This window comes from Labrenzia sp. THAF187b, assembly GCF_009363375.1.
Classification (GTDB): domain Bacteria; phylum Pseudomonadota; class Alphaproteobacteria; order Rhizobiales; family Stappiaceae; genus Roseibium; species Roseibium algicola.
The window spans coordinates 1,565,541-1,585,386 of record NZ_CP045344.1 but is presented as its reverse complement, the minus strand read 5'-3'; the positions used below and the strand labels follow the sequence as shown (position 1 = coordinate 1,585,386).

The following is a 19,846-nucleotide window of genomic DNA, read 5'->3' as shown; positions in this document are numbered from 1 at the left end:
CTAAAGGCTGTAAGCTTCCAACGTCGAAGGATGAAACAGCTCCTCGATCTCGACCCGGCGTGGCGAAAGCCCTTGGCTTGCGTGATAATCGAGAAACCGGTTCAGGACATGGGAGTTCTCGGCAACGCCGTAACTCCAGGGATCGTTCCCCATCAGGGTGTGAACGCGGTTCAGGTTATCCTCGACGAACGGCATCGTAACTTTGGTCGCGGAGGTGTCCGAAAGCGCGTCTTCCGCCAGCCGCTTTGACTGGGTGAAAGCCTTGAGCAAGGCAGCCGGCAGGAATGGATATTCCTCCGCCAAGCTTCGCCGTACTCCCAGAACATGCATGATCGGGAAGATCCGAGTACGTTGGAAATAGGCTTCAGCCGCGGAGATACTGTCGGAAAACAAGCGCCCGACATGTGGATGACCTTCGGAGAAGCAACGAGGCCATCGCGGCCCGACGAAACCGTCGATCTCGCCCGCCGCGAGCATGCCGTTCAAGGTGCTGCCCTCCGGCGCCTCCTCCATCACGATATCGTCCGGCAACTGAACCTTGATCTTCTCAGGCCGGCCGGGCGTGTCCATCCCGCCTCGCACCCAGATGATATCGGACGGCTTCACGCCGTGTTCTTCTTCGAGAATACCACGCACCCACACATTGGCGGAAAGCTGGTATTCGGCAATGCCAATGCGCTTCCCCTTCAGGTCACCGGGCTTTTCTATACCCTTGTCCGTCCGGATATAAACCGACGTGTGCCGGAAGGCACGGCTCAGGAAAACAGGGATCGCAACATAATGCGGATCGCCCCTGGCAACGGAGATCGAATAGGACGACAGCGAAAGCTCGCTGATATCGAACGCATGATGCCGGAAGGCACGGAAGAACATCTCCTCCGGCGACAGCAGCATCGGAATGGGGTCGACCCCGTCGATTTGCACTCGGCCATCCACGATCGCACGCGTCCGGTCATAGTTTCCCATTGCAAGAGAAAGTTTCAGATTGCTCATCCTGTCGGCTTTCGATGTTTTGTGTTGCGTTGATGCTGAAGTTCGACCGGCTGGCCGGATCTGGCAGAGCGTAGAATTGCATGGCAAACCTCAAGGCTCGCCAATCCCCACTCCCCGCTCTGGACGGGGGGGGCATCCTCTCGAACTGCCGCGACCAGCGCATCAATGACCGTTCTGCGCGGAGCAGGACCGAATTGCGCTTCAATGAAGCTACGCCTGGTATCGCCAAAGACCTCGATACCGTCCGGCATCAGTTTAAGATCCGCTCGATCGCAAAGGGCGATCACCGGACCGAAATGTTCGTTGTGTTTGGCTTGGATCGTCGTTCCATTGCCAAAAGTTCGGGTCGTCTTAAGGCGAACCTCGTCTTCTGGCGTAAGGTCCATCAGGGCTCGGCGCGCCCCTCCATATGATCCGGGGGTCTTGGGTTGCCCCAACTCACCGACATTATTCATCCAGATATCGCTGTCGAAATGGGCATAACCTGAATAGGTCAAATTGGCGATGCAACCTGTCTCGAAGGTCATGAGCGCGCTGAACGCGCCTTCGGTCGGTCGCTTGGAATCCCAAGCTCCGGTCATTGCATAGATCTTTTCGGCTATCCCGCCAGCCAGTCTCCGGACGACATCGATTTGGTGAATTGCCTGACTGAAGAGAACGCCTCCCCCCTCTTCCGTGCGCAGTTCTTCAGGTCGTCGCGGCCGATAGAGAAAATCGGTATAGTTCAGCGCCTGGATCATACGCAGTCGACCAAATTCACCGCTTTCAATCAGCTGCGCGGCAAGCTCAACAGGAGGGTCGAAACTGTGACTGGGACCAACGATCAAATGCACACCTGCCTTGCGCGTGGCGGTTATCATTTTTTCGGCATCTGCCATGGAGATCGCCAACGGTTTTTCGACAAGAACATGCTTACCGGCACTCGCCGCCGCCAGGACATGGTCCACATGCATCTGATGAGGGGTGGCGATGTAAATCGCTTCGACAGACGGATCGGCGCATAACGCTTCAACGGTCTCATAACTCTTGCCGCCATATTCTGTTTCGAAGGCGGCACGGCTTTGCTCTCTGGGAGCGGCGGCAGCGATGAGCTTTACACGGGAATCGACATCGAACGTCGGCACCATGAGCATGAACGCACGCCCAAGGCCAGCGACGCCGAGGCGAACCGGATCACAGGTCAAGAACCAGCCTCCCCGATTTCGCCCGCGACACGCAGATCATGATGTAATCGCCTTTTTCCTCGTCCATCAAAACCATGTCGCGATGATCGGCTTCCCCCACCAGGAGACGGGTCTTGCACGTTCCACATGTTCCGCTTTCACATGAACTGCTCGTCGCAAAACCGGCATCCCGAAGCGCTTCCAAGATTGAGCGATCTTTAGGAACGGTGACTGTTTCCCCGCTCTTTTTCAGTTCCACTTCGAAGGCGACGTCGTCCTGACGCACCACATCGACCGGTTTAAAGTCCTCAAAATGGATCCGCCCCTCCGGCCAATGGCCGGAAACTGCCTTGATCTCGTCCATTAAAGGCTTTGGTCCACAGCAAAAGACATGTGTTGCTCTTGGCGTGACTAGATCGTCCCAGAAATCATAAACCGCGTCAGGATCGCCGTTGTCATGATGAACTATGATCCTGCCCTCGAAGGCTTCGTTCAGCTCCGCAAGATAGGCAGCCTCTTCTGCGCTTCGAGTGACGTATATGATGCGTAGCGCTTTGCCTTTTTTGTCGAGATATCGCGCCATGGAATAAATCGGCGTAATACCAATGCCGCCTGCTATCAGTAGATACTTCTGAACATCCGTCAGGGGGAAATCGTTCTCCGGCGGCTCAATATTCAGCTCGGAACCAACATGCGCATCGTCATGCATCGACGCGGATCCGCCTCGAGATTGCGGCTCACGTTTGATGGCAACGACGTATTCAGTCGGCTCGAAACCGTCGTTCACGAGCGAGTAACGGCGCATGGCACCTGACGGCGTTTCGACTGTGATATGCGCACCTGGATCGAAACTGGGAAGCTTACAGTCGCCGACCGGAACCAACGTGAATTCCACGATGCTCGGTGTCAAAACGATTCTACTTGCGACTCGCATTCTCATTTGCTGCATGAATTCCTCCCAGTCGGATCGCGATAGAATTTATTAGATAGCTAAGTTATTGAAGTCAACCGCTTGGCAATCTGCTGAAACGTTACGTATTTTCCGTGGCCTAACGAGTTGCTTAAGTATTCCGTCCAGGCAGTGCCGCGGCGTTTCTTCTACCCGCGATATGATGCTGTCCGAGCTGTTGAACCGATTTGCAGCCAATGAAAATCAGTGTTCTGCGCACTTCGTCCTCCAGTATCGACAGGGCTTGCGCCGCCCCATCGCGGCCACCGGCCGCCAGGCCGTATAATGTCGCCCGGCCGAGAAGTACGCCGTGTGCCCCCAAAGCAAGCGCCTTTACGATATCGCTGCCCCGCCGAATGCCGCCGTCCAGCAGAACGGTTGCATCGCGGTCTAGTTGTCCGGCAATGTCCTCAATGACTTCGATGGTCGCGGGCGCACCATCGAGTTGGCGACCCCCGTGATTTGACACGATGACTCCATCAGCGCCCTCCTTGCAGGCGCGTAACGCGTCCTCCCCGCACATTATGCCTTTGATCAGCAGCGGTCCGTTCCATTGTTTGCGAATACGCCGAACATCGTCCCAGGAAAAATGAGGATTCCGTTGGGAACGGGTGAAATCCGCCAGCGCTGCGTCGCTTACCCCCTCCCCCAGGAACGCCACAAGATTCTGTAATCGTGGCCTGTTTCTGCCAAGCCAAACCGAACCCAGCCATCTAGGATGCATCAGCCCGTCCAGGATTACGGGAGCGCTCATTTTGATTTCATGTGAGAAACCGTGCCGTAAATCACGCTCGCGTTTTCCCCCAACCAAAGAGTCGACCGTGACAATCAGCGCCGCATAGCCGGCATTGGCGGCACGCTCTATGAGCGCCTCGGAAAAGCCCGGTTTTCCCCACGGATAAAGCTGGAACCAAAGAGGACTATCCGTTTGTTGTGCAATCGCTTCCATTGATGTGTTGGACGCCGTGGAAACCGCGAAACCGACACCCGCACCTTGGGCGGCACTTGCCAGATGCAAATCCCCTTTCGGCCAATAGATCCCGTTCAAACCCGTCGGGCCAATAATGAAAGGTGCAGAGAATTTTTGGCCAAATAGATTGACCGAAAGATCGACCATGCCACCGTTAAGAATTTTGGGTCTTAACTGAATATCCTCATATGCCTGCCTGTTTCTCTGCAGAGTAACTTCGTCTTCAGCCCCGCCGTCAAGAAAATCGAACACCACCCGTGGCAAGCGAATGCGGGCCAATCGTCGCAAGTCGTCAATGTTGATGGGTTGGCTCATCTTACTTGCCGATTTGCTTTGCCACAGCCCGCGACACCCCAAGATTACACCCTTGCAGCGACGACACATCGCCCCCTCCGCTCACGAAAGAACCACCCAAGACCGCGTGCGGCCTCAGGCGGATCCGGGAGGAAATTTCAGCAGAACCTATTCTGCAGCGACTGTTTTTCCCGAAGTGTTGAGAAGTGTTCGCCAGTCGGTTTCTTTCGGGTAAACCCCCTCGTGGGAGTTGATCAAAACCTGCGGGATCTCGGAATCCGTTCCGATTGCCTGACCACCTTCGGCTACTTTTTTAGCCGCATCCGCCATCAGGCGGCGGAATTCGACAATGGCCAGGTCTGACGCACCGAGGACATCGGTGTGGCGCTGGACGCGCGCGCCCATCGACACCCACATCGCAATATCCTGGTTGGGAATGCCCTTGATACCAGTAAAATTGCCTTCCTTCATCGCATCACGATCCTGAAGGAAATCGTTGTCCAAGGTGCGCAGGCAACGCCATTTGTCATCGACATCCACACCCGGCACCGCATGCGTGAACCGGCGCCACTCGTCCGTTGTCGGGACGTTCGGCCCATCCCAAGCAATGAAGTGGAAAGCGGTTTCCTCATCATTGATTGGCACAATCACCGCGGCCACCCTGTAATTGTTGTTGGGCGGTATCAGCGAGTAGTAGGGCGCAACGAATTCGGTAACCCGAATGTAATTGTGCGTAGCCGCGTTCTTGATGGGAGTACGGATCGCGGCATAGTGAAACCCATAACTTGTCGTTTCCGTTTGCATGCGAGGCGATTTGTCGGTCGAGGGCCGATACCATGACTTTTCGTCCGCCGCCGCACCTTCGACTTTGGCTGGAACCATGTCAGATGAATGCAGCGAAGACGAGTGCGCGCTGTCGATCTGGCCTTCGTGGATCTGCGCCCAATTCGCGGGGATTCGGATCTTTAGGATTGCGATCGGAGAATCCGCGCGCGGTGCAAATGCCGGCGGTTGAAACTCCGGCATTTCGTCTTTGTCGCCAAGCCAAGCCCAGACGAAACCGCCCCACTCGCGAACGGGGTAGGAACGGTGCTTCACCTTGTCCATCAGAGGACTGCCTTCCGGCTCCGACGACATAGCGACAACGTTGCCGTCAACGTCCATTTTCCAGCCATGATAGAGGCAGCGAAGCCCGCATTCCTCATTTCGGCCAAAGACCAGCGAAGCCTTGCGGTGCGGGCAAAGCTCATCCAACAGGCCCAAGCGCCCCTTTGAATCGCGAAATGCCACATAGCTTTCGCCGAGAACTTCAACGCGAAGCGGCTTGCCGTCCGGCTCTTCCACCTCTTCGATCAGGCAAACAGGAGTCCAATGCTGACGCATCAGCCGCGCCATCGGGGCGTCGCCGGTCACACGGGTCAGCAGTTCATTCTCTTCGGGTGTAAGCATTTGATCTCCCTCCTCCACGGACCGCCACGTTAAAAAACACCATCGGGCGGCTTATGGCTTCTCCAGTATTCTTAGCTTTCTAAGTTTAAGCTGTCAACTGGAGGGCAGAATTTTTTCGCCTGCTATTGCAGGATCCCGAAACCCTGACTTCGGAGTTTCCCGCTGCCGTGAAATCCGGCCTCCCCTCGTCCAACGCGAAGGCCGCACAACGGCTGTTGTTGGAGATGAAAACTCTATGAATTCAGAGCATCGTGCGATGCTTTTATGGGAGGTTCCGGCAACTGACCTAAGCGTGAAAGGTTCATGGCCGATGCACGATCTATTTGCGCCTTTTGAGAAAAATCTTGCTAGAGTTCCAACCACGAATGCATTTTTCTCATGAGCAACGGCATTACGTAACGCGTATTCAAACCTGTCAGAACGAATGCCACCAAAAACAAAGAAATCGGTGCAGATACGTTTTCGGTTAGCGGCTTTAACGCGTGGTATATTATGATCAGCAACGGATAGACACCTAGCATACTGACCACCCAGCGTTTCCAAAAAAGCGGTTGCTTTTGCACATCCTCAATCGGCTCGTTGACGACAGCGTCGCAGCGAATCTTTGCGGAAGAATTGCTCAGTTGGTGTCGGAGTTCTCGACCGATGTAGCCGGGCAAATCCCGACCATCTGATTTGAGCTGGCTGACGTCGAAACTCAAGGAAAATAAAACTTCGCCACCATGGGCGCTTCGCATTTGCCCGCTGCTCTCCGCGTTCCTGTCCGCAGAAACGATATCGACGGTTAAATCATGAATAGCTTGCGTTACGCGCGTCAGATCTTCCGGCAGAGCTGTAATTGTAAGTATCAAGCCCGACCCGTTGCCTACCGGTGCCGGTTGACCTGCCTGAATTTTTGACATGTGTAGACCACCCGTTGGTATCAGCAAGTCCAATCAAGCGGTCGAACTGATCGTAATTCTTCAAAACGCAGGTGCCGTCCGGTCGAGTGAATGTTTTCCATATTCCATTCGCACGTCGACCGGGACTAAGGATTTTCGACGTTTCTCACCCTCGCAGAAAACACGAACTGTCGTACGATCAACCCGGCAATCAGCAAGATGCACAAGCCGGATACGACGGGATAAGGGCTTACAGCCCCCACCGCCGCAACCGTTAGAAGGACTCTTTCCCAGGTGAGCAGTTCGGTCTTGATCAATCCCTCTATCGAGGCTGCGATGGCGAACGCGCCGAAGAACGCCCCGACCACTGCGAGAGTGTTTGCCAAAGGCCCGAGCTCCAGAAGTATTCCCGGATTCCAGACGAAGGCGAAAGGTAACAAAAATCCAACGATTGCAAGCCTTACGGCCGAGAAGGCAATTTTGAAGGGATCCTCGTCGGCGATCGCAGACGCGGCAATGGCTGCAACAGCGATCGGAGGAGTTAGTGCAGACAAGATCGCATAGTAGAGCAAGAACATTTGGCTCGGAAGGATCGGGAAGCCGAGCTTGGATAGCGCCGGTCCCACGAGCACGGCCGCCAGAATATAGGCGCTCGGGGTCGGCATCCCCAGACCGAGAACGATCGTGACGGTTGCGGCAATCACGAGCGTCAGTATTGGCTGCGCATCGCTAACGGTTAGAATCACATTCGCTGATTTCATCCCAAGGCCGGTCATGGACAATCCGCCAATAACCAGGCCCGCAGCAGCACATGCACCGGCAACCGGCAAGATCTGCAGAGTGGTTGTTCCAAGACCTTCCACGATTTGCCAAGGCGAAAGCCGCGTTTCTTTCAGGATCAATGAAGCGACAATCGTGACAAGGACGCCGACACCAGCCGTAAACGTCGGTGAATAACCGAGTATCAGCGCAACGATAATACCGATGATAGGCAGCAAAAAGACCCAGCCGGTTTTGAACGTTTCCGTAGCGGTCGGAACCTCGTCTTCCGACGGCCGCAGGTCGTATTTGACCGAGCGCAAGTGCACCTGGGCGAAAACGCCGGTATAATAAAGCAAAGCTGGTATCAGGGCCGCGAGCACAATCGAGTTATAGGAAATCCCCGAGTATTCGGCCATGATGAACGCCGCTGACCCCATGATCGGGGGCATCGCGCTACCACCGGTGGATGCTGCGACCTCCACCGCTCCTGCAAATCGGGCGCGATATCCAAGCCGTTTCATCACAGGGATAGTGATCGAACCGGTTGCGACGACATCGGAAGTGGGGCTGCCGGACATCGTTCCATATAATCCAGACGAGATGATCGCGATCTTGGCAGGTCCTCCTCTTGCGCGCCCGGTGACCAGAGCCGCAAGGTTAAAGAAGAAATCGCCGCCTCCTGCCTTTGACAGAAATGTTCCGAACATCACGAAAAGGAAAACGTAGCTCGCCACCACCTGAATCGGAACGCCAAACAAGCCGTCGGTCGTAAAAACGAGGATATCGAGCAGATATGTAAACTCACTAACCCGATGACCGAACGGAGGTGGCAGCAGATAGCCAAAAAGATTGTAGAACAGAAAGAGCAAGACAACCCCGGTGAGCCCCAAGCCGGTAGTACGCCGGGTCGCTTCGAGCGTCAGAAACAGGAGCGAGGAACCGAAGAACAACTGATCAATCGTGAACTCATCCAGAATGCTTATCCGGTTCGCTATCGCTCCCGAAGTCATGAAGAAATAGACGCCGCAAGCAAGACTGAGAGCCGCTAGAATCCAGTCGTAGAAAGGAATCCGGTCCGGCGCTCTGGAGGTCGCTCCAATCGCCAGAAAAAGAATGGTGAATATCCCCGAAATAAAGAGAATACCCTGAATAAGCGGGTCAGCGATAATGAACAGATTTGAATGAACTACCCATATGGCGAAGGCCGCCGACAGTACCTTGACAACGGTACTCATGGTAGGCGCGAGTTTTCTACGGCGGCCTGTTTCAGTCAGCGAAGGGAAGTCCATGCCTACACCGTTTCACGTTTGTTGTTTGAAAGTAAATTGCCTGCACTGAACGTGCCTTGCCTGTGTTTACACATGCAAAGTCCGCAGCAATGCACTTGGCAGCAGTATGCAGCCAGCGCGCTGTTGCTTTTGCGGGCCGGCTGCATTGTCTGAAAGGTGTTACTTAATAAGACCCAATTCCATGTAAGCGCGCTTTGCACCGGCATGGAACGGAAGTGTGGTCTGAGAAACAAGCAGTTCTGGCGTCAACTGCTTCATCGCGTTGTGCACACCGCGAATTTCATCGATGTTTTCTGCGATATCTTTTGCGAGCATATAGCCGGTTTCTTCGGGCAGGCTCTCGGTCGTGATCACCATTGCACCCAGCGCGACCGTAACAACGTCATCAGATTGGTTGGCGTAACTTTCGCCGGGAATTGTATAGGTTCCCGTTCCAAATTTTGCGTTCGTCTTCTCAATGATTTCCTGGGGAACACTCAGAAGTACAACTTCATTACTTTTGTCAACTTTCCGGAACGACGAATGTCCCACAAAGATGCCGTTAATAACCATGTCGGTCCGACCGTCGGTTATCAGGTCCGCTTGCTGTGCAGAGCCGCCCCGAACCAGAACTCCGCCGTTCGCTTCGATAGTAGCCTCATCATAGCCGGCTTCTTCGAGCATGAACGTCGTGATATTGGCCACGATGTTGCCCGCATTGTTGTTCGCGACGCGTATAGCCGCACCTGATTTCGCCAGATCGTCAATACTGTCGATCCCGTATTCATCGGCAATGGATTTTCTAAGAAAAAAATGCATCGGCGCCCAATTGTACATATACCCGATGGCCTGAATATTGTTGATGGGTGCCTTGAACGGCTCTTCCCCGGCGAGCGCCAACTTGATCTCGGCGTCGTGGGCCAAACCTAAGTCCGTCCGACCTGCGCCCAGCAAAGCAATGTTTGCAAACCCGCCTCCGGTTGCTTGGTATGTAACGACACCACTGGGATCGTCAGCCTTAACTGCTCGGTCAATGCCAGCACCAAGCAGAGACCAAAGACCGGACGGGTTTCCTCCCGAAAGTGTGACGGTGACGCTTTCCGCAACTGCGCTGCCTGCAATTGCACACATTCCGATGGCCGCAATAACGGCTTTAAAACTCTTTTTCACAGGTTCCTCCCTCTCCATCCTCATAGACATCTAATGTTAGATATCTATGTTATATAGGCATAATGGATTGCCTGATCTTAGTCAACTAAGATCAGGGTTTTTGGGTGGAGCCGATTTGCAGAGTTCTGCCGATTGCCCCATCGGCTCGTCACGAGAATGTCGCCAAGCGACAGGGCGCGGAGCGGCTTTCGGTCCGCCCCCGCCGCGGTATCGCTCTGAAGATCGAGGCGCCGTGTCTTCGAGGAAAACTTCCGCGTCTATGGTACGCGCAAGATCCGGCGGCAATTGCAGCGGGAGGGCTTCGATATCGCCCGTTTCACGTGGCCAGGCTTATGAGGGTCATGGGGCTTCAGGGGAACATTCGGGGCAAGCGGCTCAAAACGACGTTTCCGGACAAGTCCGCGCCAAACCCGCTCGACCGTATGAACCGCCCGTTCGACAATGCTGTCGGCTCACTGGCCTACGATGGCTAAGAGGAAGCGTGGCCCTTGGTTGGCGGCACCCGAACCCCACGCGATGCGGCACGTCGTTCATCTTCCTCAAGATTTCGGATCATGACAGTCAGCGCTTTTCGCAACGTGGTTTGCTCGTCCTTCGTGAGGCTGGAAAGGGCGATATCATTGGCTTCGAGCGCAAGCGGTTCAAGCAGTTCACGAAGTTCCCAACCTTTCGCGGTCAGGAACGCATGCAGACGACGTTTATTGCCCTCGACATTGCGCCGAACAATGTAGCCCAGTTCCTCCATGCGAATGAGTGCGGTATGTGCGGTCGGTTCCGTGAGGTGCGCTCTATCGCTCAGTTCGCGTTGAGACAGCCCGTCCTCTTGCCAGAGAATGCGGAGGAATATCCACTGCCCGAAGGTAACATTTTGGGTTTGAAGGCGGATCTGAAGAGAACGGTTGAAACCGCGCGCAGCCAGGCGCACCAGCCTCGCTATACGTTCAACGCCCGCCTCATCTGCCGCGCTATACTCAATTTGCTCGCTCATGGCCTCATAAGATCAGCACGACGAGCTATTGCCAAGTCCCTGAAAAGCACCGCAGCCACTTACAGCACAACAAACTGCATTGCTGCACAGCCGGGTGCTCTTTTTCGCAGGGAGATCGCCTCGGGGTTTGCAGTTTACATGGAGCGGACTCTCATCAAGCATCAAGCGAAGTCCGGCCAGTTCACGTCAACCCTCCTGCATGTTCGCCAACCGCTCTCTCCAAGCAGGTTCGACTTCGAGATTGCGGGTGTATTTCGGCAGATCGCCATCCATGAGGCGGGTGGCGTTTTCCACCAGAACCTCCGGCATGATCGAATAAAGATCGATCGTATGACCCAGGATGTGCGGCGTAAGGACGACACGATCAAGCCCGCGCAGCGGGTGATCCGCCGGTAGCGGTTCGGTCTCAGTCACATCGAGGCCAACTCCCGAAAGATGACCTTCGGACATGACCTCGACCAAAGCGTCTTCGTCGATCAGTCCGCCACGGGATGTGTTCACCAGGATCGCGTCACGTTTCATTTTCCGCAGTTCGGCCTCCCCGATCATTCCGCGAGTTTGTGCATTGAGAGGCACATGCAGGCTGATCACGTCGGACTGCACCAGTAACGCGTCGCGATCGACCAGACATACGCCTTCAGGTGCGGTCTCCGGCGTCAGGAAGGGATCGTGAACCAAGATCTCAGCCGGTTCGAATGCCCGGAGGCGGTCGATCACCCCGCCGCCGATCCGGCCCGAACCAATTAACCCGACAGTCCTGCCGCGCAGCATACGGGCATACATCTGCTGCGGACGTTTGGCGTTTTCATGCAAGAGACGCTCAGATGTGTGCAGCTTGTAGAGAAGCACGAGCATCAGCATCACGGTTGCCTCGGACATCGCGAGAAAATTCTCGGGGGTCGCTCCGTTCCCCACGATTAGCCCGCGCATTCCGCAGGCCTCGAGATCGACCGCGTCGACCCCGATCGTGGGAAACACCAGCGCCCGCAAGCGCGAAGACGCGTCGAGATCTTCTTCGCTGAGCCGAGAGCGGGAGCTGGCCACGATGATATCCACGTCCGACAATAGTGTCTGCCGCTGCTCTGCAGACAGGCGTAAAGGCACGCCTGGAACTATTGCCGGCCCCCGCACCACATCCCAGCCAAGATCGGAAAGCTTGGTCGAAGCGCTTTCGAGTACGTCCGCGAGCACAGGATCCTGTGCTATATAGATCTTGGGTTTCATCTTCATTCGCTCCGGGTCAGGCCAGCAACCATGTTGGGGTTGTAACCAGGCTGAACGCGCGCATCGATCACAACGCTCTTGCCTTCACGAACCAACTCGATGCCTTTCTTGACCGCTTCGACCAGTTCGCCCGCGGTAAAGACAGGCCCGATCCCCTCGCATCCCTGTGCACGAGCAACGCCTGCGATGTCGATGTCCGGATCGCCGATACGCTGACCGATCCACTTGTTCTCCACCGGACGGTTGCGAGCGACAGCAACACGCTCCTGGTGAACCTCGTCATTGTAGAAAGAGCGGTTGTTCGACACCACCGCCAGAAACGGTGCTCCATAGTGCGCTGCGGTCCAGAACGCCGAGGCCGCCATCATGAAGTCGCCATCCCCGAGAACCGCGACCGGCATACGCTCGCTGCCTTTCAATGCCAGCGCGGCACCGATCAGCATACCCGGACCGGAGCCGATCCCGGCACCGCCATCGGAGCCAAGGAAATCGAGTGGGTGGCGGAAATGCCACGCCTCGCCCGCCCAACCGAGCGGCAAGCGCACCATGCTGGCGCAAATCCCGTCCAGCCCTTCGCCAAGTGCCCCGGCCAGCGTCATGATATCCAGCGGCGCTTCCGGAGCGGGAGCATTCAGGGCGGGTTTCACCGGCAGGTTTTCGGGCTCGTCGCCAGCGCCAACACCCAGCAAATCCGCAATGGCATGCATCGCGCGGTCCGGCGAACTGGCCAGGTGGAGATCGAGTGCCGACAGCCCCTGATGCTCCATGCCCCAGCCATTGTGCAACTGATAATCGAGAGAGGCCTGGATAATCTTGGCTTCAACCTTGCCTGCCAGCTTGAGCGTTCCGGCAACGTCAAGCCAGTCGAGGCTGAGGATCACATCGGCTTCCCGCAGAACTTCGCCCGCCGCATCGTCGATAAAGAATGCAGGTTTGCCACGGTGCAGAGAATGGTTCGTCGGGAAAGAAGCGCCGATCCGGATGTCGGTCAGAACCTTCGCTCCCAAAGCTTCGACCAATGCCACACGCCGCGCCCAGTCAGCCGGATCGCGCGACACCCGCCCCGCCAGGACAACCGGATTTTTGGCGTTTTTCAGCAACTCGGCGGCACGCGCCACCCCCTCAGCGGAAGGGTCCGCCGGCAGTGGCGACCGGTAACGCGAAAAGTCGGGCAATGCCGGCGCTTCGGCATGCTGTTTTTCCTGGATCGACACATCAAAATTTACATAAGTCGGGCCGTGCGGTTCCGCCCGGGCAATCAGATTTGCCCTCAGCATGGATTCGATCGCTGCCTCCATCGAAGCAGGCTGGTCATCCCATTTCACATAGTTGCGTATCATTGAAGCCTGGTCGCGGCAGGTATGCAACCAGTCGATCCATGGACGGCGCAACGCCGCATCCACAGGTCCGGTCGCACCGTAGATCAACACAGGCACGCGGTCGCACCAGGCGTTGAAAATTGCCATCGTTCCATGCATCAGCCCGACATTGCTGTGCAGGATCACAGCAAGAGGTTCACCTGTAACCTTGGCATATCCGTGCGCGATTGCCACTGCATGTTCCTCATGCAGGCAAAGCAACATCTGTGGGTCTTCGTTGCCCAGGTGGTTCACCAGGCTGTCATGTAGCCCACGAAAGCTCGATCCTGGATTAAGGGTGACGTATTTAACGCGAAGACCCCTAAGCATCTCCGCAAAAACGTCGCTCCCCCAAACTCCGTCGCTGTCAGAGGCAACCGGCCGTTCAACTCCCGAAGGTCTTTGATCAGTCATGCGATAAGTCCATGTTATTGAGGTTTCAGTGGTGGCTCAGCAGATGGCCGAAACCATGTGGTTGATCGTTGAACCCGGCTGTTCTCAGCAGATGCCAAGCCATGACCTGATTGCTTGTGATCACGGGTTTGCCAAGCTGCTCCTCGAGGAGGCTGACGACCTCGAGCGAACGGATCGCCGTGCAGCTGACAAAATATGCATCGGCTTTTTGGGCGTAATGTTCTTTCGTTAACGCAAGCCAGTCTTCCGGCGGCAAGGCGGCCATATCCCTTGGATGGTCTATTCCGAGACCATGGGCATCGATGACGTCAAATCCATGCCGATTGAGAAATGCGACTTCGCTTTTGACGATGTGGTCGACATAGGGGGTAATCAAGACCAGCGTTCGCGCCGTCAGTGCATTTAGAGCGCTTACGATCGCTTCAGACGTAGCGACGACCCGTCTGCCGGAGGCTGAACACGCGCGCGCCAGAATATCTCTCTCCAGTTGCTCGCTCAGCGTGGAAACAGCAGTACAATGAAATCCGACGACCGCAGGATCGACATCGCCCACAAGCGAAGCCGCAGTTTCGACATCTTCTGCCATGGCGTTTAGTTGTTCGCGCGAACTGCCGGTCAGTCGCAGGCGCGTCACATGCAAAGTGATATCCCGCGGTAACAATGCGGCCAAATCTCCCTCAGCCACAATGTTGCCGGACGGCAAGATCACTCCGAAACGCGCGCGCCCGCCAAAACGGAACCCACACGCAAGACTGTTCAACCGGGGCGGCGCTACGAGATCGCGATTATCGCTCATCATTTGTACAGATGGTTCAAGGGTTGTCCGGGCTCGGTGACACGACGGATGTCACCGAACCCAATGCCATTTATTGCTTGACCTTGGAGAAGACTTCTCTTTCCAGCAGTGCGGTGAATGCATCGACATCGCCCTCGACGCCCTGAACGAGGCCGTCCCAGCGCTGCAATGTCTCGATATGTTGCTGAACAATCGCCTTGGCGTCAGACGACCCACCCAATTTGACGATGTCGTTCGCTACCGCCTCAAGCTCGCTGGCGCGAAAATCTTCCATCGCTTCGTTGAACGCGTCATCAGGTTTCCAGAAGACCACGCCCTTTTCGTCGGCCGCCATGCGCGCAGCAGCCTCCTGGTCGGCGTAGGTCTTGCTGATCTTCGCAATCCGTCCGGGGATTGCCGAAATCAGCGCCGAGCGGTTCGCTTCGTCCAGATTTGCAACAGCATCACGGTTGAAGATGAATTCACCCAGGCCGTGATAGCTTCCGATCGGTTGATCGACGATACCGCGCACGGAGTCGATCAAACCCAGCGTTTGAAGCCAGGCGAGATTACCTACCGCGCAGTCGACCTGGCCCTGCTGCAAAGCAGGCCCGACTTCACTCGCCGGCAGCGACACAGGTACAGCTCCCAGGGCATTGATGAGGCGCACAGCAAATCCACCCGTCACACGAATTTTCTTCCCGGCAATATCGTCCGAGCTAGAAATCGGTTGCGCGCACATCAGATACCATGGCGAAGCTGCATGCCCTCCCAACCAGACCGCGTTTTGCTTTTCAAGATCGGCGATGCATTCGTCGCAGTTCAGCAACATCGTTTCGTTGGTCGCGCCTGCGGCAGCCCAGAAGTTGGCCGCAAACGGCAGAAGCTCCGGCAGCATTGCAACATGTGGGATTTCGCTGGAATTCAGCGTAGGCACGATAAATCCGGCGTCCATGACGCCGGCGCGAATTCCGCCCAGGCTAGCTTGGCCACCCAACATCTGGCCTCCGACGAAAACCTGCGTTTCGAGGGCACCGTCCGTGGCAGCCGCGAGTTCATCGAAGAATTCTTGCGCCTGCACGGCTTCAATGGCCAGCGGCGGCATGAATGTGTTGTACCTGAGTTCATCTGCATTTGCGCTGCAGGTCAACCCTAGAAAAGCTGCGACTGCGGCAGTTTTTATCACTCTATTCTTCATACTTCCTCCTCCCATTTTGGACTTACTGTTCGACTGTTTTCAAAGCCCCATCAGCCTCGGCAACAAAAGCGTTATGTCCGGAAATGCGATCAGCAGGCCTATGACCAGAAGGTCAACGACCAAGAACCACAGAACTCCGCGATAAATCATACTCAGCGGCACATCCGGCCCCACCAGCGATTTGACCGCAAAGACGTTCAACCCGACCGGTGGCGACATCAGCCCGATCTCTACAAATTTAACGATCAAGATGCCCATCAAGGTCATGTCGAGACCAACAGACTTGAACATCGGCAGCATTATCGGGAGCGTGAGAAACAGCAGGCCCAGTGGGTCCAGGAACATGCCGAGCACGAGATAACAGGCGCCGGCGATCAGAATGATCCCGAGCGGCGAGACATTCGCGTCGGTCATGATTTGCGCCAGAAACATCGGCAACCCGGAAAATGCCAAAAACCGGGTTAGAAGCACGGCTCCAAGCACAATGAAGAACAAGGTGGCGGTCCCAACCAGCGCATCCCAGAAACTGGATTTAACAACCGGCCAAGACAGCGCGCCGTTCAGTAGCGCAATGACAAATGTCAGTGCGGCGCCGAACGCTCCCGCTTCGGTCGCCGTGACGACGCCGCTGTAGATGCCACCGATCACGCCGAGGACCAGTACCGGAAGCGGCCAAATCGCTGCGGTGACGGTTAGTTTTTCGCGCAGAGTCGGTTTTTCGACCATACGCGGCGCCGTATCAGGTTGAAGCTTGGCCCGCAGAATAACCATCAGGGCAAAGGCGAGCGCGGACAGAAGACCCGGCGCAATACCGGCTGCAAAGAGCTTGAGTATCGAAGTCTGCGCAAAAACCCCAATCAGGATCATCATGACGCTGGGCGGGATCAATGATCCTAAGGTCCCTGCAGAGGCGACAACGCCGGTCGCAAGACCCATGTCATATCCGGCTTTCTTCATCTCGGGTAAGGCAATTCGGCCCATGGTAAGGGTCGTCGCCAGGCTGGAGCCCGAGGCGGCGGCGAACCCCGCACAGGCGAAGTTCGTGGCCACGGCAAGCCCGCCGGGTAACCAGCCCAGCCAAAGTCTGGCCGCGTCGAAAAGAGCGCTTGTCAGGCCCGACCGGAAGGCAAGCGCTCCCATGAGAAGAAACATCGGGATTGCCGAAAGTTCCCAACTGGCGGCCGTTTCGTAAGGTATCAGGCTCAGAATGCTGAAAGCCGCGCTCCAGCTCGACACAGCGGCTATTCCGACGAATGCCACAATCCCCAAAGCCAGCCCGATCGGCACCCGCAGCGCAACAAGCACAAGCGCAATCCCCATACCCCAAAATCCGATGGCCAGTGGAGTCATTGGGACAGTACTTTCGCTTTGTCGGCTCCAGAAACGGTCGCCTTCGCGGATCCGTAGGTGATGAACCGAACCATCTGCATCACAAGGTTCAGGACCGAGACGATAACGACCAGCGATAACGCCAGAACCGGAATCCAGCGCGCGGGCCAAGTCGGCAAAAAATAGGATGGTGTCTGGATCTGTTCGGTGATTTCGGTTGCGCGCAATGCTTCGGCCCCCGCGCACCAAGCAAGCAACATCGCGAAGACCGCCATCAATAGCGAAGTCAGACAGTCGAGCAAAAAGCGCGATCTTGTTGACAACATATCGCTGATCAGGCTTGCGCTGATGTGCTGGTCAGTGATCTGAACAAAAGCGATCGGCAAAAAGATCAGCGTAACCATGTAATAGCGCGACACAATCTCGGTCGTGCCCGCCAGCGGAACGCCGATTACATAGCGCAAGCTTACGTCTAGAACGACATGCGCCACCATCAGCGCCATTACGACACCGGAAATCATGACTGCGAGCTCGCTAAGCCAGCTCACACATTGCAGGGCGCGTCCGAACAACGATTGAGAATTTGTCCCAGTCACTCTGCCGGCACCTTTACTTCACAATTGCTGAAACCGGCAGCTGCGGCGCGCTCGTTGAGCAGACCTGCCGGGACGGTTTCCAACCAGCAATCGTCGATATCGGCTGCGCTCAGCGATTTGCCGGTCTCTTCTGCACGCCGACGCGCGGCTGCCCAGACACGGCCACGAATAGAAGCGCGCAGAGGGATCGGAAGGGTGAAGATGTTGGTTATCAGGCGCGACCATGCTTCTTCGCTCCAGACAGCTTCATACGCCTCGCGTTCCGGCCCGAAACTGAAAATGGCTGGAGCCTCCCGAGAACCCAGCTCGTTCCTCAGCCGTTCAGTCCCAGCCAGGTCGAGCGCCCCGTCCTCGATAACGACCTTGTATGTTTCCCTGGCCGCCTTCTCGGAGACCAGCCCGTTCCCTACGTCATGTAAAACCTTGGCCGGATCGCGGTCTTGCGGAGACCCGTACCCGCCGCCGCCCGGCGTAAGGACCCGAATAACGTCACCGCAATTCACGTTGAGCGAGTCGATCTTGGCGAGAGGCTGGAAATCCTTTGTTCCAGCTCGCCGGATGAATACGCCGGCCATTTCGCCGCAGCAGCCGCCCAATAAACCCCATGGGCTGAACCGATGCCGCTCCTGCCCGCGAGCGGTTACGAGACAGTCATGCTGGAGAACCTCGAAATCAAAGATGATGCCCAGGCCGCCGCGATATTTGCCCGCGCCGCCTGAATCCGGCCGCAGCGCATAGTTCAGAATACGAACGCCCGAAGTGCTTTCGACCACCTCGAGGGGACTGTTGCGCAAATTTGCGATGTCCACCACATCGCGCGCGTTCAACCCATCGCCATCCTCGTGTGCGCCTGTGCCACCAACCAGCGGCTCCAGCACATTCACCTTCAGGCCGCCTTCGGCCAAATTCGGCTCGGTGAAGACGATCGGCGCGATGTAGCCCGCACCCGCCGCCGGAATGACTTTCGGCAAGGCCTGCGCCAGCGCGCCGCGAATGGCGTCCTGCACCCGCACCCCGGTTGTCGTTCGCAGCCCGACCGCTGCAGGTGCCTGACAGTTCACAACCGACCCGGGTTGAGCAATCACGTTCACCGATCGCATCAGACCTGCGTTGACGGGAATGTCGCGATCGATCGTCAGCAATACGAACATTATCGTATACACCAACCAAGGATGCGCCTTCCCGTCCGAATAGATATTGAAGGCGGTTCTTAACTGGGTATCGCTGCCGGTAAAATCTATTGTGATCTCGTCGCCGGCTACGGTTAACGCGACACAGAATTTGATCGGAATTTCTGAGATGACATCGTCATCCAGATAGTCTGAAAAACGGTACGTACCGTCGGGAATACCTTCAATTACCGCACGGGCTCGCATTTCACTGTAATTCAGCACATCTTCCATCGCGAGCACAACGCCGTCGACGCTGTATTTCTCGAAGCATTCAGTCATCCGGTGCTGGGCGACACGAAGCGCGGTAACCATCGCCTTCAGATCGCCCCAGTTGTCGTTCGGAACCCGGCAATTGCACAGGATCAGGTGCAAGAGTTCTTCGTTCAGCTTGCCTGCCTTGTAGAGATGGGATGGAGGGATCCGGATCCCTTCCTGATAGATCTCGTAACTCGACGGCGAAAGGCTCCCGGCAACACGCCCTCCCACATCGGTCGAATGGACGTAGGCGTAGGCAAAGCAGATCAGCTTTGTGCCAGCATAGATTGGAGCCAAAACGCTGATGTCGGGCAGATGTGAAGACAGGCCGCCGCTCGCGTATGGATCGTTGCAGACGACGATATCGCCCGGTTCGAAACTGCCGATGCTGTCGATCGTCTTCTTGAAGTTCAGATTGGCAAACATCGTGATGCCAATGCTGTGAGGATAACCGAAAATCTCGCCATCGCGGGTTACCAGAGCAACACCTAGATCAGCGGTTTCATTTACAAACGCCGTGTGCCCGGTCCGTTGAAGCGAATATCCCATTTCTTCGGCGATTGATCGGAACCGCTGGACGAAGATATCAAGTTGGGCTGAATCGGTGCGCAGAGAAAACGTTTTTTCTTTCATTGTGT

At 56.2% G+C, this 19,846-nt stretch carries 16 protein-coding genes and 1 pseudogene; 1 reads left to right on the top strand and 16 read right to left on the bottom strand.

Translation table 11 applies throughout. The annotated features are described in order from the left end of the window. The 8 genes from FIV03_RS07265 to FIV03_RS07230 form a co-directional block, all read right to left on the bottom strand. Nucleotides 1–993 carry an ABC transporter substrate-binding protein gene (locus FIV03_RS07265; RefSeq protein ID WP_173013797.1) on the bottom strand — a complete coding sequence of 331 codons (993 nt, stop codon included), beginning with the start codon at nt 991–993 and terminating at the stop codon, nt 1–3. Beyond that, nucleotides 990–2,177 carry a Gfo/Idh/MocA family oxidoreductase gene (locus FIV03_RS07260; RefSeq protein WP_152505212.1) on the bottom strand — a complete coding sequence of 396 codons (1,188 nt, stop codon included), beginning with the start codon at nt 2,175–2,177 and terminating at the stop codon, nt 990–992. Before FIV03_RS07260 ends, FIV03_RS07265 begins: the two co-directional genes overlap by 4 nt. Continuing rightward, a complete protein-coding gene (locus FIV03_RS07255; protein WP_152505211.1) occupies nt 2,167–3,105 on the bottom strand; it encodes a PDR/VanB family oxidoreductase in 939 nt (312 codons plus the stop codon). The genes FIV03_RS07260 and FIV03_RS07255 overlap by 11 nt, the downstream gene beginning before the upstream one ends. Nucleotides 3,106–3,217: 112 nt before the next feature. Then, nucleotides 3,218–4,390, bottom strand: a complete 1,173-nt coding sequence (locus tag FIV03_RS07250) for an alpha-hydroxy acid oxidase (RefSeq protein ID WP_152505210.1) — start codon at nt 4,388–4,390, stop codon at nt 3,218–3,220. A 147-nt stretch (nt 4,391–4,537) separates the two neighbouring features. Continuing rightward, the gene (locus FIV03_RS07245) at nt 4,538–5,836 is read right to left on the bottom strand and encodes a Rieske 2Fe-2S domain-containing protein (RefSeq protein ID WP_286202271.1); all 1,299 of its coding nucleotides are present in this window, start codon (nt 5,834–5,836) and stop codon (nt 4,538–4,540) included. A gap of 329 nt (nt 5,837–6,165) precedes the next feature. Further along, the gene (locus tag FIV03_RS07240) at nt 6,166–6,720 is read right to left on the bottom strand and encodes a hypothetical protein (RefSeq protein ID WP_152505209.1); all 555 of its coding nucleotides are present in this window, start codon (nt 6,718–6,720) and stop codon (nt 6,166–6,168) included. 125 nt (nt 6,721–6,845) lie between these two features. Beyond that, nucleotides 6,846–8,696, bottom strand: coding sequence for a TRAP transporter fused permease subunit (locus FIV03_RS07235; protein ID WP_152505208.1), 1,851 nt, complete (start codon nt 8,694–8,696; stop codon nt 6,846–6,848). A 213-nt stretch (nt 8,697–8,909) separates the two neighbouring features. Continuing rightward, nucleotides 8,910–9,899 (bottom strand): TAXI family TRAP transporter solute-binding subunit, encoded by a 990-nt coding sequence (locus tag FIV03_RS07230; protein WP_152505207.1) that lies wholly within the window; start codon nt 9,897–9,899, stop codon nt 8,910–8,912. A 98-nt stretch (nt 9,900–9,997) separates the two neighbouring features. On the opposite strand from FIV03_RS07230, the pseudogene FIV03_RS31835 reads away from it, so the two are divergent. After that, a pseudogene (locus FIV03_RS31835) lies at nt 9,998–10,336 on the top strand (IS3 family transposase); the annotation flags it as partial. 32 nt (nt 10,337–10,368) lie between these two features. Here FIV03_RS31835 and FIV03_RS07220 read toward each other — a convergent pair. The 8 genes from FIV03_RS07220 to FIV03_RS07185 all read right to left on the bottom strand — a co-directional run bounded on the left by FIV03_RS07220 (nt 10,369) and on the right by FIV03_RS07185 (nt 19,841). Further along, nucleotides 10,369–10,887, bottom strand: a complete 519-nt coding sequence (locus FIV03_RS07220; protein WP_209009886.1) for a MarR family transcriptional regulator — start codon at nt 10,885–10,887, stop codon at nt 10,369–10,371. Nucleotides 10,888–11,073: 186 nt separating this feature from the next. Continuing rightward, the gene (locus FIV03_RS07215) at nt 11,074–12,111 is read right to left on the bottom strand and encodes a 2-hydroxyacid dehydrogenase (protein WP_152505206.1); all 1,038 of its coding nucleotides are present in this window, start codon (nt 12,109–12,111) and stop codon (nt 11,074–11,076) included. A 2-nt stretch (nt 12,112–12,113) separates the two neighbouring features. Beyond that, nucleotides 12,114–13,883, bottom strand: a complete 1,770-nt coding sequence (locus tag FIV03_RS07210; protein WP_152505205.1) for a thiamine pyrophosphate-dependent enzyme — start codon at nt 13,881–13,883, stop codon at nt 12,114–12,116. A 25-nt stretch (nt 13,884–13,908) separates the two neighbouring features. Further along, nucleotides 13,909–14,682: a hypothetical protein gene (locus tag FIV03_RS07205; RefSeq protein WP_152505204.1), complete on the bottom strand. Its 774-nt coding sequence runs from the start codon at nt 14,680–14,682 to the stop codon at nt 13,909–13,911. Between the two features lie 67 nt (nt 14,683–14,749). Further along, entirely contained in the window at nt 14,750–15,856 is a 1,107-nt protein-coding gene (gene dctP, locus FIV03_RS07200) for a TRAP transporter substrate-binding protein DctP (RefSeq protein ID WP_173013795.1), read from the bottom strand. Between the two features lie 39 nt (nt 15,857–15,895). Further along, a complete protein-coding gene (locus FIV03_RS07195) occupies nt 15,896–17,176 on the bottom strand; it encodes a TRAP transporter large permease subunit (RefSeq protein ID WP_286202302.1) in 1,281 nt (426 codons plus the stop codon). A gap of 26 nt (nt 17,177–17,202) precedes the next feature. Beyond that, nucleotides 17,203–17,706, bottom strand: coding sequence for a TRAP transporter small permease (locus FIV03_RS31830; RefSeq protein ID WP_152505202.1), 504 nt, complete (start codon nt 17,704–17,706; stop codon nt 17,203–17,205). 71 nt (nt 17,707–17,777) lie between these two features. Then, the gene (locus tag FIV03_RS07185) at nt 17,778–19,841 is read right to left on the bottom strand and encodes a hydantoinase B/oxoprolinase family protein (RefSeq protein ID WP_152505201.1); all 2,064 of its coding nucleotides are present in this window, start codon (nt 19,839–19,841) and stop codon (nt 17,778–17,780) included. Between the last annotated feature and the right edge of the window lie 5 nt (nt 19,842–19,846).

Bases quoted from the DNA above. Each gene is read 5' to 3' on its own strand.
- FIV03_RS07265 (WP_173013797.1), bottom strand. From the start codon at position 993: ATGAGCAATCTGAAACTTTCTCTTGCAATGGGAAACTATGACCGGACG.
- FIV03_RS07255 (WP_152505211.1), bottom strand. From the start codon at position 3,105: ATGCAGCAAATGAGAATGCGAGTCGCAAGTAGAATCGTTTTGACACCG.
- FIV03_RS07250 (WP_152505210.1), bottom strand. From the start codon at position 4,390: ATGAGCCAACCCATCAACATTGACGACTTGCGACGATTGGCCCGCATT.
- FIV03_RS07240 (WP_152505209.1), bottom strand. From the start codon at position 6,720: ATGTCAAAAATTCAGGCAGGTCAACCGGCACCGGTAGGCAACGGGTCG.
- FIV03_RS07235 (WP_152505208.1), bottom strand. From the start codon at position 8,696: ATGAGTACCGTTGTCAAGGTACTGTCGGCGGCCTTCGCCATATGGGTA.
- FIV03_RS07220 (WP_209009886.1), bottom strand. From the start codon at position 10,887: ATGAGCGAGCAAATTGAGTATAGCGCGGCAGATGAGGCGGGCGTTGAA.
- FIV03_RS07215 (WP_152505206.1), bottom strand. From the start codon at position 12,111: ATGAAACCCAAGATCTATATAGCACAGGATCCTGTGCTCGCGGACGTA.
- FIV03_RS07210 (WP_152505205.1), bottom strand. From the start codon at position 13,883: ATGACTGATCAAAGACCTTCGGGAGTTGAACGGCCGGTTGCCTCTGAC.
- FIV03_RS07205 (WP_152505204.1), bottom strand. From the start codon at position 14,682: ATGATGAGCGATAATCGCGATCTCGTAGCGCCGCCCCGGTTGAACAGT.
- dctP (WP_173013795.1), bottom strand. From the start codon at position 15,856: ATGAAGAATAGAGTGATAAAAACTGCCGCAGTCGCAGCTTTTCTAGGG.
- FIV03_RS07195 (WP_286202302.1), bottom strand. From the start codon at position 17,176: ATGGGGATTGCGCTTGTGCTTGTTGCGCTGCGGGTGCCGATCGGGCTG.
- FIV03_RS31830 (WP_152505202.1), bottom strand. From the start codon at position 17,706: ATGATTTCCGGTGTCGTAATGGCGCTGATGGTGGCGCATGTCGTTCTA.
- FIV03_RS07185 (WP_152505201.1), bottom strand. From the start codon at position 19,841: ATGAAAGAAAAAACGTTTTCTCTGCGCACCGATTCAGCCCAACTTGAT.